The organism is Nocardia amamiensis (genome assembly GCF_015477605.1).
GTDB classification, from domain to species: domain Bacteria; phylum Actinomycetota; class Actinomycetes; order Mycobacteriales; family Mycobacteriaceae; genus Nocardia; species Nocardia amamiensis_A.
The window spans coordinates 342,617-355,731 of record NZ_JADLQX010000002.1; the positions used below are offsets into that span (position 1 = coordinate 342,617).

At 67.8% G+C, this 13,115-nt stretch carries 13 protein-coding genes; 10 read left to right on the plus strand and 3 right to left on the minus strand.

The features are described 5' to 3' along the window. Positions 1–33: 33 nt before the first annotated feature. Positions 34–669 carry a TetR/AcrR family transcriptional regulator gene (locus IU459_RS04140; protein ID WP_195128068.1) on the minus strand — a complete coding sequence of 212 codons (636 nt, stop codon included), beginning with the start codon at positions 667–669 and terminating at the stop codon, positions 34–36. A gap of 132 nt (positions 670–801) precedes the next feature. Between IU459_RS04140 and IU459_RS04145 the strand changes: the two genes are divergently transcribed. Beyond that, on the plus strand, positions 802–2,391 hold the full coding sequence (locus tag IU459_RS04145) for a DHA2 family efflux MFS transporter permease subunit (RefSeq protein WP_195128069.1): 1,590 nt from the start codon (positions 802–804) through the stop codon (positions 2,389–2,391). 156 nt (positions 2,392–2,547) lie between these two features. Here IU459_RS04145 and IU459_RS04150 read toward each other — a convergent pair whose 3' ends face one another. Together IU459_RS04150 and IU459_RS04155 are read right to left on the minus strand one after the other, a co-directional pair. Beyond that, on the minus strand, positions 2,548–3,981 hold the full coding sequence (locus IU459_RS04150; protein WP_324198732.1) for a sensor histidine kinase: 1,434 nt from the start codon (positions 3,979–3,981) through the stop codon (positions 2,548–2,550). A gap of 35 nt (positions 3,982–4,016) precedes the next feature. After that, positions 4,017–4,691 carry a response regulator gene (locus IU459_RS04155; RefSeq protein WP_195128071.1) on the minus strand — a complete coding sequence of 225 codons (675 nt, stop codon included), beginning with the start codon at positions 4,689–4,691 and terminating at the stop codon, positions 4,017–4,019. 118 nt (positions 4,692–4,809) lie between these two features. Here IU459_RS04155 and IU459_RS04160 point away from each other — a divergent pair, with 118 nt between their 5' ends. The 9 genes from IU459_RS04160 to IU459_RS04200 all read left to right on the plus strand — a co-directional run bounded on the left by IU459_RS04160 (position 4,810) and on the right by IU459_RS04200 (position 13,104). After that, positions 4,810–5,181 (plus strand): PepSY domain-containing protein, encoded by a 372-nt coding sequence (locus tag IU459_RS04160; protein WP_195128072.1) that lies wholly within the window; start codon positions 4,810–4,812, stop codon positions 5,179–5,181. Positions 5,182–5,411: 230 nt separating this feature from the next. Then, positions 5,412–5,786: a hydrogenase maturation nickel metallochaperone HypA gene (gene hypA / locus IU459_RS04165; protein WP_195128073.1), complete on the plus strand. Its 375-nt coding sequence runs from the start codon at positions 5,412–5,414 to the stop codon at positions 5,784–5,786. Next, on the plus strand, positions 5,744–6,607 hold the full coding sequence (gene hypB, locus IU459_RS04170; RefSeq protein WP_195128074.1) for a hydrogenase nickel incorporation protein HypB: 864 nt from the start codon (positions 5,744–5,746) through the stop codon (positions 6,605–6,607). Before hypA ends, hypB begins: the two co-directional genes overlap by 43 nt. A gap of 86 nt (positions 6,608–6,693) precedes the next feature. Then, positions 6,694–7,749, plus strand: a complete 1,056-nt coding sequence (locus tag IU459_RS04175; protein ID WP_195128075.1) for a hydrogenase expression protein HypE — start codon at positions 6,694–6,696, stop codon at positions 7,747–7,749. 11 nt (positions 7,750–7,760) lie between these two features. Continuing rightward, positions 7,761–9,557: a nickel-dependent hydrogenase large subunit gene (locus IU459_RS04180; RefSeq protein ID WP_195128076.1), complete on the plus strand. Its 1,797-nt coding sequence runs from the start codon at positions 7,761–7,763 to the stop codon at positions 9,555–9,557. Positions 9,558–9,588: 31 nt separating this feature from the next. Then, entirely contained in the window at positions 9,589–10,503 is a 915-nt protein-coding gene (locus tag IU459_RS04185; protein WP_195128077.1) for a NifU family protein, read from the plus strand. 2 nt (positions 10,504–10,505) lie between these two features. Next, the gene (locus IU459_RS04190; RefSeq protein ID WP_195128198.1) at positions 10,506–11,135 is read left to right on the plus strand and encodes a DUF5947 family protein; all 630 of its coding nucleotides are present in this window, start codon (positions 10,506–10,508) and stop codon (positions 11,133–11,135) included. Next, positions 11,132–11,779: a DUF6084 family protein gene (locus tag IU459_RS04195; RefSeq protein ID WP_195128078.1), complete on the plus strand. Its 648-nt coding sequence runs from the start codon at positions 11,132–11,134 to the stop codon at positions 11,777–11,779. The genes IU459_RS04190 and IU459_RS04195 overlap by 4 nt, the downstream gene beginning before the upstream one ends. Further along, on the plus strand, positions 11,776–13,104 hold the full coding sequence (locus IU459_RS04200; protein WP_195128079.1) for a hypothetical protein: 1,329 nt from the start codon (positions 11,776–11,778) through the stop codon (positions 13,102–13,104). The genes IU459_RS04195 and IU459_RS04200 overlap by 4 nt, the downstream gene beginning before the upstream one ends. Positions 13,105–13,115 lie beyond the last annotated feature (11 nt).

The window sequence follows — 13,115 nt, forward strand, 5'->3', positions numbered from 1 at the left end:
TTACTGGCTCTAGGCTGTGGTTTCGGTGGCAGCTTATCCGCGTTCCGCGTGGGTGTTTTCCAATGCTGCTGCGGTCCGGGCGATTTCCTCGGCTTCGCTGGGTGCTACGCCTAGTGCGATCAGGCAGGCGCGGGCTGCGGCCACTTCGGGTTCGGGTTCGGTCCAGGTCTCGTCGTTGCGTGCCTCGAGCAGGGCGAGAACGAGTCCGGCAAGGGCGCGGGAGATCACCTCGGCGGGGAGGTGGCTGGAGTACACGCCGAGTTGCTGGCCGTGGCGGAACATCGCGGTGCCGTGGTCGTGCACGGGTGCGAGCCGTTGGTCGATCCGCGCGTCCAGGTTGGTTTCGGTGAGTTTGAGCAGCAGGCGGTATTTGTCGCCGACTCGCCAGAGGGCGATCGTGCACCGGGCCGAGGTGACCGCGACCGGCTCGTCGGGGTCGAGTGGGCGGAGGGTGTGGGCGATGTCCTCCGAGGCCAGGTCGAGGATGCCGTCTATCAATGCCTCGCGGGTGGGGAAGTGGCCGTAGAGGGTGCGGCGCACAACGCCGGCCGCGGCGGCGATCTCCTCCATGCTGGCGGAAGGATTACGCGCCAGCTCACTGGCCGCGACGTCGAGAATTCGCCGCCGATTGGCTTGTGCCCGGCTGCCCGGTGTCGCGGATGAAGTCATGGTTCTGATCGCTGGCATGTGAGTCCTTTCACGTTCCAGCCTCGCACAGTTGCACGCTGCTGTGCAAATTCTATAGATTGCACAACAACGTGCAATTGCACATGGATGTGCATCTTAGTGAGAGGACTGAACGTGGCTCTGCTAGTCACCACACCGGTGGAACCGGGCACCATCTATGGCCGACGCTGGGCCGCGCTCGCGGTCCTGTGCCTGAGCCTGCTGATCGGCGTCATGGCCAATACGTCGCTGATCGTCGCCGCCCCCGATATGACCGTCGATCTGGGCTTGTCCAGCCAGGACCTGCAGTGGATCATCGACGCCTACACCATTCCCTACGCCGCGCTGATGCTGCTCATGGGCGCGATCGGCGACAAGTACAGCCGCCGCGGCATGCTGCTGCTGGGTCTCGCCGTTTTCGCGAGCGGCGCGGTGCTGGGTTCGATCGTCGACAGCGCCGACTGGGTGATCGCCGCCCGCGCGATCATGGGCACCGCGGCCGCGATGATCATGCCCGCGACGCTGTCCCTGTTGGTGGCAACGTTCCCGAAACGGGAGCGCGCCACCGCTATTACGATCTGGACGGCGACCACCGGCCTGGCCATCGCCGTCGGCCCGCTGGTGGCGGGCTGGCTGCTCCAGGACAACGGTTGGGCGTCGACCTTCCTGATCAACGTTCCCATCGCGGTCGTTTCGATCGGCGCGGCGCTGGTGCTGGTCCCGCCGTCGAAGGCGGACACGACACAGCGGCTGGATCTCACCGGCGGCGCACTGTCCGTGGTCGCTGTCGCAGCGCTCGTCTACATGATCATCGAAGGCCCCCGCAACGGCTGGCACACCTCCGCGGTGATTGCGGGCATCCTGGCCGCTCTCGCCACCGCCGGGTTCATCGCCTGGGAACTGCGCCACCCCAACCCCATGCTCGACATCCGCAAGTTCCGGGATCGCGCGTTCGCGGGCGCGAATCTCGCTGTGCTGCTGTTCTTCCTGGCCGCGTTCGGTTCGATCTACTACATCACCCAGCATCTGCAGTTCGTGCTCGAATACGACCCACTGGCCACCGGTGTGCGGCTGTTGCCGCTGGCGGGCGCGGTCTTCGTCGGCTCGGCGATCACCGGTGTGCTGACCCCGCGGCTCGGACTGCGGACCATGGTCGTGGCGGGCATGGCCGTCGGCACCCTCGCGCTGGTGATCCTGACCCAGGTCGACGCCCAATCCGGCTACGGGGCGTTCGTCTGGCCGCTGATCCTGCTGGGCCTCGCGATCGGCCTCAGCGTCTCTCCCGCCACCGACACCATCATGGATGCCTTCCCGGAGCGGCTGCTCGGCGTGGGCGGCGCGGTCAACGACACGTCCGTGGAGCTGGGCGGCACGCTGGGCATCGCCATCCTGGGCTCGCTGCTCGGCACCGCCTACACCGATGAGATCGCTCCCCTCGTCGACGGCCGACTGCCCGCCGAGGCGGCCGACGTCGCTCAGGATTCCATCGGCGGCGCGCTCATCGTGGCCCAGCGGATCGGCGAAGCCGGGATGCGTGAACAGGCCGCGCAACTCATCTCCGCCGCGGATGCCGCCTTCGCCCACGCGGTATCGCACACCAGCCTGATCGCAGCGATCGTGCTGGCGGTCGGCACCGCCGCCGTCGCCGCCCTGCTCCCGGCGCGGCGCAAGCCCACCCCCGCTCCTGCGCCGAGCACTACCGAGGAGGTCGTGATGGTCGGCTGACGATATCGACAGAGTCCGCCGACCAGCATGGCGCCGAGGCCGATGACCTGGAAGTTTTGAGCAGCTGTGAACCTCGCGTCTCGTGAAACCGGGCCACCATGGACCGGGTCGCGGTAATCCCCGACTCCTTCGGTGAGGAATGACCGTGAGCAGGACTCACACGCGAGCGGCGGGCAGGGTGACGACGAAGTGGGCGCCGCCGGCTACGCCGTCGGTGACGTGGATGGTGCCTCCGTGGTGCTCGACGACATCGCGGACGATGGCCAGGCCCAGACCCGCGCCGCCTTCGTCGCGGGTGCGGGCGTCGTCCAGCCGGACGAATCGCTGGAAGACGCGGTCTCGGTCGTTAGGCGGCACACCCGGGCCGTCATCGGTGACCGTCAGCAGGACTTGCCCGTCGCTGCTGGGTTCCACGGCGACGCGCACGGAGCTCTTGGCGTGGCGCTGGGCGTTGTCGACGAGGTTGCCCAGCACGCGGGCGAGCTGGGTCCGGCTGCCGGTGACCATGATCGGCTCATCGGGGACGGCGACGTCCACGGCGAGCCGGTCGCCGACCCGGTGGGCCAGCTCGTCGGGGACGAGGGCGGTCAGGTCGACGCGGTCGGAGCGCGGTTGCTCGCCCGCGTCGAGCCGAGCCAGCAGCAACAGGTCGGCGGCGAGGTGTTCCAGCCGGATGGTGTCGTCGATCAGCCCGTCGAGTTCCAACAGGTCCGGATGGGCTTGTGCCACTTCGAGTTGCGTGCGCAGGCTGGCGATGGGGCTGCGTAATTCGTGGGCGGCGTCGGCGATGAATTGGCGTTGGCGCTCCGAGGATTCCTCCAGGGCGGCGAGCGTGGCGTTGGTAGTAATTGCCAGCCTGGCGATTTCGTCGCGTGAGCCGGGTTCGGGAACGCGGCGGGAGAGGTCGCCGTCCATGATCTCCGCGAGCTGCGCGCGGATCGCCTCCACGGGGCGCAGGGCGCGCCGGGTGACCAACCAGGTCACGGCGGCAACGACGACGAGCAGTGGTGACAGGCCGATCAGCATGGCTTGCCTCGCGTCCGCCACCGCGCTGTCGGCGGTCTCCAGGGAGGCGCCCGCGTAGATCGTGGCGGGCTGCCCGCTCGGGAGGGTCACCGGAAGCGCGGCGACCCGGAACGGTTCGGGTCCGTCCTCGGCATCCACTGTCAGTCGTATGTCACCGAATTCCGCTTCGGCCGTCGCGGGATCGGCGGGCGTCGAGGTGCTCTGCTCGTCGTCGTCCTGCTCCTCCTCGTCGTCATCCTCTTCGTCGTCCTCGTCGTCGCGGGATTTCGCGTAGGGCCCGAAGTTGGCCATCGGCGGTTTGCCCTGGAGCTCCGGAGCGGCCGCCAAGACTCGGCCGTCAACTGAAACTAGGTGAACCGGATGGTCTTCGGCGTCGGGCAGCGTCAATCGGCTGAGGTCGCCTGCCGCCGCGATCTCGACCGCCACATCGCGTGCGGTGGTTTCCGCCTGCAAGCTCGCACTCTCGACCAAGTTGTGCCGCAACACCGCCAGCACCGCGAGCCCGGCCGCCGTCAACGCCACCGCGACCACGGCCGTCGCCGCGACCGTGGTGCGCGCCCGCACCGATCGCCACCACGCCCACCTCGGTAACCGGCGGGTCACGCCTCGGCCGCCAGCCGGTAGCCCGCGCCACGGACGGTGGTGATGGACCGGCGCCCGAACGGTGCGTCGATCTTGCGGCGCAGCGTGCTGATGTAGACCTCGACGATATTCGGATCGCCGTCGTAGGCGAAGTCCCAGACATGGTGCAGGATATCGGCTTTCGACACCACCTCTCCGGCGCGCACGGCCAGCTGCTCGAGGACAGCGAATTCCTTGGCGGTCAACGCGACATCCTGCGAGCCGCGACGGCAGGTGCGCGTGGCCGGGTCCACGATCAGATCGCCGACGCGCAGAACTCGTGCGCCGCCGCGGGTCCGGCGGCGCAGCAGGGCTCGGATGCGGGCCAAGAGCACCAGATAGGAGAAGGGCTTGCTGAGGTAGTCGTCGGCTCCGGTGTCCAGACCTTCGGCCTCGTCGTATTCGCCGTCCTTCGCGGTGAGCATGAGCACCGGTGTCTCGTTGCCCGCGGCGCGCAGCGCGGCGCACACCCGGTAGCCGTTCATGCCGGGCAGCATGATGTCGAGGATGATCAGGTCGTACTCGGTGGTGGTCGCCAGATGCAGGCCCTCGGCGCCGTCGTGCACCACGTCCACGGCAAATCCCTCCGCGGACAACCCTTTTGCGAGGGTGAGAGCCAACCGCTTTTCGTCCTCGACGATCAACAAACGCACCCACCAAGGGTCGCAGATGGATGCTGAAACGGTCTTCAGGTGGCTTCAGCTTGCCTTCAGCTTCCTCTTGCGACAGTGGTCCCAGCATTCGAGATCCATACTCCCGCAGGAGGTTCCCATGACAACCGCTTTCCGCCGCGCCTACGCCGGGCTTCGCTGGATCATCCTCGGCACCGCCGTCGCTGCGGTCGTCGCCGGAGTGAGCTTCGCCCTCGGCGCCATCGCCACCGGCGGCCACGATCACACCGTCGCCTTCAATCCCGCCACGCGGGACTGGTCGCTGGTCGCGAACCCCGGCATCAATCGGCAGCAGGCCATCGACAAAGCGATCGAGGCCGTGCCCGGCGGGCGCGTCGACTCCGCCGAACTCGACACCGATCGCGGCACCCCGGTGTGGGAGGTCGAGCTCACCACGCCCGACGGTGTGGAGCACGAGGTGACCATCGATGCGAACAGCGGCAAGGTGCTCGCGAATGTCAACCACGACTGATCCTCTGCAATCCCCGCACGGCGTGTAACGCGGAGCGGTTCGGGTATGCAGGATGCGTTGCTGCCGGTGTGGCCGAGACCAATGGATAGCGTCTCGGCCACAGCCGTATCTCGGCTGTTATGCGCCTGCTACCTCGGCTGACGAGTTCGCGGGAGCATTGACGATTCCACCCGCGTCCAGTTTGCCCGGGAGTAGCCTCAGAAGGGTCCGCTCGACGAATCGAGGTCGCGTTGCACGAAATGGCGATCACCCAGAGCGTCATCGACGCCGTCTGCGAGTATGCGGAGGGACGACGGGTGTACGCCGTCACCGTCGAGGTGGGCGCCCTGTGCGCCGTCGTGCCCGAGGCCATGCGGTTCTGCTTCGAAGTCGCGGCCGAGGACACCGTGGCCGAGGGCGCGGATCTGATCCTGGTGGAGATTCCCGGCGTCGCGGCATGCCGGACCTGCGGAGCCGAATTCCGGCTCGCCGATCCCATCCTGCTGTGTTCCTGCGGCAGCGCCGACGTCGACATCCGCTCCGGGCGCGAGCTGCGAATCCGATCGATGGAGGTGAGTGAGTCATGTGCGCAACCTGTGGATGCGGCGACGACACCACCGCGGTGATCCACGTACCGCACGACCATCAACACGATGACGGGCACGACCACGCCCACTCGGCAGACCATCAGGACGCACACGAGCACCACCATCACCATCACGGCGGGAGCGCCGACCACGTGCACCCGCCCACCACCGAGACGGTCAGCCTGGAGCTGAAGGTTCTGGCCAAGAACGACGAACTGGCGCAGCGTAACCGGGCGTGGCTGGCCGAGCGCGACATCGTCGCGCTGAACCTCACCAGCTCACCGGGCGCGGGCAAGACCACTCTGCTGGAGCGCACCATCCGCGAGTCCGGTCAGTTCCCGATCGCGGTGATCGAGGGCGATCAGGCGACGATGCTGGACGCCGAACGGATCGCGGCCACCGGTTGCCAGGTCGTGCAGATCAACACCGGCGCGGGCTGCCACCTGGACGCCGCGATGATGTACCGCGCGCTGGAGACGCTCGATCCCGCGCCCGGCACGCTGCTGCTGGTGGAGAACGTCGGAAACCTGGTCTGCCCGGCGCTGTTCGATCTGGGGGAGCGGGAGAAGGTGGTGATCATCTCGGTCACCGAAGGCACCGACAAACCGCTGAAATACCCGCACATGTTCCAGGCAGCGGGACTGGTGCTGGTGAACAAGATCGACCTGCTGCCCTACGTCGACTTCGACCTGGACCGATGCCGGGAATACATCGCCGCGATACACCCCGGCGTCGAGGTCCTACCGCTGTCGGTGAGCAGCGGTGCAGGCCTGTCGCACTGGTACGACTGGCTGGCCGCGCAACGGCGCGCGGCCGGTTCGGCGGCTCCCGATCGAGCCGCCGAGCGAGCTAACATGTAGCGATCAGGATCACATCTCCGGGTGACCCCTTCTTCGAGAAAGGTGAGATTCGGCCCCCGGTGGTCCGCTGCGGAAGGTGGCGAGGTATGCCCACTCAGGAAGCAGTACAAGCCGAAGAAACGTTGATCCACGTTCTCTGGATCAATGCAGGACTCAGTTGTGACGGTGACTCGGTCGCCTTGACGGCCGCCACCCAGCCGAGCATCGAAGAAATCGCCCTCGGCGCGTTACCCGGTCTGCCGAAGATCGCCGTGCACTGGCCGCTCATCGACTTCGAATGCGGCCCCAATGGCGGTGCCGACGATTTCCTGGAGTGGTTCTTCAAGGCCGACCGCGGCGAGCTCGAGCCGTTCGTCCTGGTGGTCGAGGGATCCATCCCGAACGAGCAACTGAAGGAGGAAGGCTACTGGTGCGGGTTCGGTAACAACCCAGCCACCGGTCAGCCCATGACGACCAGCGAATGGCTGGATCGTCTCGCGCCGAAGGCGACCGCCATCGTGGCGGCGGGTACCTGCGCGACCTACGGCGGCATCCATGCGATGGCCGGTAATCCGACCGGTGCCATGGGCGTCCCCGACTACCTCGGCTGGGAGTGGAAGAGCAAGGCGGGCATTCCGATCATCTGCGTGCCCGGCTGCCCCATCCAGCCGGACAACCTGGCCGAGACGCTCACCTACCTGCTCTATATGGCGACCGGACAGGCGCCGATGATCCCGCTCGACGACGCGCTGCGGCCGAAGTGGCTGTTCGGCGCGACCGTGCACGAAGGTTGTGATCGCGGGGGCTACTACGAGCAGGGTGAATTCGCCACCGAGTACGGCTCTCCGACCTGCCTGGTGAAACTGGGCTGCTGGGGGCCGGTGGTCAAGTGCAACGTGCCCAAGCGCGGGTGGATGAACGGGTTGGGCGGCTGCCCGAACGTCGGCGGCATTTGCATCGCCTGCACCATGCCGGGCTTCCCGGACAAATTCATGCCGTTCATGGACGAACCGCCCGGCGGAAAGTTCTCGTCCGCCACTTCGGGGCTCTACGGATCGGTGATCCGCGGACTCCGCCATATCACCGCACGCACGGTCGACAAGGAGCCGCACTGGCGGCACAAGGGCCGGAAGCTGGAAACCGGCGCGACCCGCACCTGGTAGGAGGATCTCCGATGACCCAGATCATCCCGGAGCCGTCGCACCGAACGATCGAACCGGACCGTCTCGTCGAGATGGCCTGGGATCCGATCACTCGCATCGTCGGCAGCCTCGGCATCTACACCAAGATCGACTTCGAGAATCGGGAAGTGGTCGAGTGCCACAGCACTTCGGCCATCTTCCGCGGCTATTCGATCTTCATGCGCGGCAAGGACCCGCGCGACGCGCACTTCATCACCAGCCGCATCTGCGGTATCTGCGGCGACAACCACGCCACCTGCTCGTGCTACTGCCAGAACATGGCCTACGGCGTGCGCCCGCCGCATCTGGGGGAGTGGATCGTCAACCTGGGCGAAGCCGCGGAATACATGTTCGACCACAACATCTTCCAGGAGAACCTGGTCGGCGTGGACTACTGCGAGAAGATGGTCTCGGAGACCAATCCCGGCGTGCTGGCCAGGGCGGAGAACACCGAGGCGCCGCACGCGGGCGAGCACGGCTACCGCACGATCGCCGACATCATGCGGGCGCTCAACCCGTTCACCGGCGAGTTCTACCGGGAGGCGCTGCAGGTCAGCCGGATCACCCGCGAGATGTTCTGCCTGATGGAAGGCAGGCATGTGCACCCGTCCACGCTGTATCCCGGCGGCGTCGGCACCGTGGCGACGATCCAGCTGATGACCGACTACATGACCCGGCTGATGCGCTACGTGGAGTTCATGAAGAAGGTCGTGCCCATGCACGACGACCTGTTCGACTTCTTCTACGAGGCGCTGCCGGGTTACGAGCAGGTCGGCCTGCGGCGCACGCTGCTGGGTTGCTGGGGCTCGTTGCAGGATCCCGAGTTCTGCAACTTCGAGTACAAGGACATGGAGGACTGGGGCCGCAAGATGTTCGTCACCCCCGGTGTCGTGGTCGACGGCAAGCTGCTGACCACCTCTCTGGTCGACATCAACCTGGGCCTCCGGATTCTTTTGGGCAGCTCGTACTACGACGACTGGACCGATCAGGAGATGTTCGTCAAGACCGATCCGCTCGGCAATCCGGTGGACCGGCGTCACCCCTGGAACCAGCACACCAACCCCAAGCCGCAGAAGCGGGACCTGGAAGACAAGTACAGCTGGGTGATGTCGCCCCGCTGGTTCGACGGCACCGACCACCTCGCCTTGGACACCGGCGGCGGCCCGCTGGCACGGCTGTGGACGACGGCGCTGGCCAACCTGGTCGACATCGGCTACGTGAAGTCGACCGGGAACAGCGTGCAGATCAATCTGCCCAAGACCGCGCTCAAAGGTCCGGTGACGCTGGAATGGAAGATCCCGGTGCACGGCAGCAACACCCTCGAGCGCAACCGCGCGCGCACCTACTTCCAGGCGTACGCCGCGGCCTGCGCGCTGCACTTCGCGGAGAAGGCGATGGCCGAGATCCGGGCGGGCCACACCAAGACCTGGGAGAAGTTCGAGGTCCCCGACGAGAGCATCGGCTGCGGCTTCACCGAGGCGGTGCGCGGCGTGCTGTCGCACCACATGGTGATCCGGGACGGGAAGATCGCCAACTACCACCCGTATCCGCCGACGCCGTGGAACGCCAGCCCGCGCGACAGCTTCGGCACGCCGGGGCCGTACGAAGACGCGGTGCAAGGACAGCCGATCTTCGAGGAGAACGACCGCGAGCACTTCAAGGGGATCGACATCATGCGCACAGTGCGCAGTTTCGACCCGTGCCTGCCGTGCGGTGTGCACATGTACCTCGGTAAGGGACAGACGCTGGAGAAGCTGCATTCACCGACGCAGACGCTGACTCCGGAGTGAGTCCGCGTCGGCCGAGCGACCGGAGGTGACGGTGGAGGATCGCCTGGACGACCAGGACGACGTGACGCTCGATGATTCCCGCTGGCGCGAAGCCGGGGATCGCATCGAAACCTTGCTGGAGGCGAGCTCGGCGGGCGGTGCGCTCGCCCGCGAGCGCGCCGAGCAACTCGTGCGCGAGATCGTCGAACTCTACGGCGCGGGACTGACCCGCGTGCTGCGGCTGCTCGACGCCGAGGCGATCGAGCGGCTGGCACGCGACGACCTGGTCGCGAGCCTGCTGCTGGTGCACGGGCTGCACCCGCACGACGTGGCTACCCGGGTGGGGACGGCGCTGGACAGCGTGCGTCCCTATCTCGGTTCGCACGGCGGCGATGTACACCTCGTCGACGTCACCGACGGGGTGGTCCGGCTGGAGCTGGCGGGCAGCTGCCGCAGCTGTCCGTCGTCGTCGGTGACGCTGGAGCTGGCCGTCGAGGACGCGGTGCGGGCCGCGGCGCCGGAAATCGAGTCCATCGAAGTCGTCGCGGCGCAGACGGAGTCGGCGGGGGTGATCTCCGCCGACTCGCTGTTCTCCCGAGTCCACGCAGGCGGGCAGCGGTCCGGCAACTGGGTCGCGGTCCCCGAGCTGGCCGAGCTGCGCGCGGGCGAGGTGGGCGGTTTCGCCGTCGCCGGGCTCGCCGTGCTGGCCTGCCGGGTGGGCGACGACGTGTACGCCTACCGCGACCACTGCCCCGCGTGCGACAACTCGCTCGCGGGCGCGGTCCTGGAGCGACGCGTCGGATTCCCGGTCGGTGACGCGGTGCTGCGCTGCCCGACCTGCCGGGCGCACTTCGACGTCGTGCACGCGGGCGCCCGCGTCGACGGTGACGGACACCTCGAGCCGTTGCCAGTCCTCGTGCGCTCCGGCGAGTTGTCGGTGGCGGTGCCGGTGGGGGTGCACGGGTGACCATGCCGTTCCGCGCACTGCAGCGGATCGCCGCCGATCGCACGCCTCCGCCCCGGGCCGGCGAGCGGTGCGAGATGTGCGCCGAGCCGATCGCCGACGAGCACCAGCACGTCGTGGACCTCGAAGGCAGGCAGCTGATGTGCGTGTGCCGCGGCTGCTATCTGCTGTTCGTCGATCAGAACGCGCAGCTGCGTTATCGGGCGGTGCCGGATCGGTATCTCGCGTTTCCCGATGTCACGATCAGCCAGGCGGAGTGGGACGCGCTGGAGATCCCGGTGGGTCTCGCGTTCTTCTTCCGCAACTCCGCGCTGGGGCGGACGGTCGCGTTCTATCCGGGCCCCGCCGGTGCCACCGAATCGGAGTTGCCGCTCGCGGCGTGGGATTCGATGCTCCAGCGCCATCCCGAGCTGGACGTGCTCCTGCCCGACGTGGAGGCGCTGCTGATCCGGATGCCCGAACGCGGGAGCGGGCAGGTCGGCTGCCTACTGCTGCCGATCGACGCCTGCTACGAATTCGTCGGCCGGATGCGCCTGCTGTGGCGCGGATTCGACGGCGGCCAGGACGTGCGGCGCTACCTGGAGGAATTCTTCGCCGCCGCGGCGGCGCGCGCGCAAACCGGCGGTGCGGCATGAGCCCGGTCTACTCCACGACCTTCGCCGTGCTCGGGATGAAACCGGAGCCGTACGCGGCGGCGCCGATGCTGTCCGCGCGCGTGGGCATCGCCGCGCTGGCGGAGGAACCCGTGCACGCCATCGCCTTACGCGCGCAGGTGCGCATCGAGCCGTTCCGCCGCGGCTACTCCGAGGACGAAGCCGATGGGCTGGTCGATCTGTTCGGTCCGCGTGAGCGGTGGCGCGACACCCAGCGCTCGTTCCTCTGGATGCACTGCGCCACAATGGTTCCCGGGTTCAGCGGGGGCGCCGAAGTCGATCTGCCGATGCCGTGCACCTATGACTTCGAGGTGACCGGATCGAAGTATCTGCACGCCTTGCGCGGAGGCGTGGTTCCGCTGCTGTTCCTGTTCAGCGGGACGGTCTTCATCAAAGGCGGCGGTGGATTCGCCATCCAGCAGATCCCCTGGGACCGGGAGGACAAGTTCGACATGCCGGTCTCGGTCTGGCATGACCTGGTGGCCGCGCACTTCCCCAACACCGGCTGGCTGCGCTTGCACAAGGACACCCTCGAGGCGCTCGCCGCCTACAAATCCGGCCACGGCCTGCTCGGTTTCGACGACGCGGTGACGAGGCTGCTGGCGCACGCCGAGGAGGTGCCGTGACCACCGCCGAATCCCGTGCCCGTGCCCGCGCCGTGGCCGACGCGGTGCTCTACGAGGGATACCTGCTTTACCCGTATCGCGCCGACGCGCGTAAGAACCAGTCGCGGTGGCAGTTCGGCGTGCTCGGCCCGGAGGGAGCCGCCGCGGCCGGGCTCGGCGAGGAGTCGGCGCTGTCGGCGCAGTGCCTGATCGACGCGGGGGAGAATCCCCAGCTCACCGTGGCGGTCCGTTTCCTTCAGCTCCAGCACAGGCAAGTGGTGGATGCCGACGGCACGCCCGTCACCGAGCTGACCGATGGCCGGCGGTCGTGGCTGTCCTGGGACGAGGCGGTCGAGCAGGAAGTCGTCATCGGCCCGGTCGCACCCGCGAATATCGCTCGGCCACTGCGTATCCCGGGTGGAACCGATACCGAGCAGCTTCCCGGGCCATCCGGTGCGGCCGAAGGCGCGTTGGTGCGGACCCGGCTTCCGCTCGCGGGCGAACTCACCCTCGCGACCGATTGCGACGACGGCTACCTGCGGCTGACCGTCGTGCTGCGCAACGAGGGGACGCCTGCGACCGACCAACGCGACGCCATCGCGCGCTCGCTGATCGGCGCCCACGTCATCGCGGAGATCACCGGCGGCCAGTTCATCTCGCTGCTGGACCCGCCGCCCGCCGCCGCGGCCGCGGTCGGTCGTTGCGAGCGGCGCCGCTGCTTCCCCGTGCTCGCCGGACCACCCGGCGACTACAGCATGCTGCTCATCTCGCCGATCATCCTCTACGACCATCCGGAGATCGCCGAGCAGAGCGAGGGCGCGCTTTTCGACTCCACCGAGATCGACGAGATCCTCACCCTGCGCGTGCTGACGATGACCGACGCGGAGAAGGCCCGAGCGCGGGCCACCGATCCGCGCGCGGCGGAGATCATCGACCGCTGCGAGGCAATGACACCGGAGGCGATGCGGCAGTTGCACGGCGTCCTGCGCGACCCGCATCCCGATCGTCCGCGGCTGATTCCGGAGATCCCCGAGGGCCTCGATTGGTGGGATCCGCTGGCGGACGGCGCCGTTCGCCCCGAGTCCGACGCGGTGCCGGTCGGGGGCGTGCTGGTGCGCCAGGGCAGCCGAGTCAGGTTGCGTCCGTCCCGGCGGGCGGACGCGCAGGACCTGTTCTTCGCCGGCAAGTGCGCACGAGTCGTCTCGGTGCACGAGGACGTGGACGGTCACGTGCACGTGGGGGTGGTCCTGGACGACGATCCGGCCGCCGATCTGCACGAGTGGTACGGGCGCTACCTGTATTTCGCACCCGACGAACTGGAGCCGCTCGACGGCCCCGACAAATGAAAGGAAGTCCG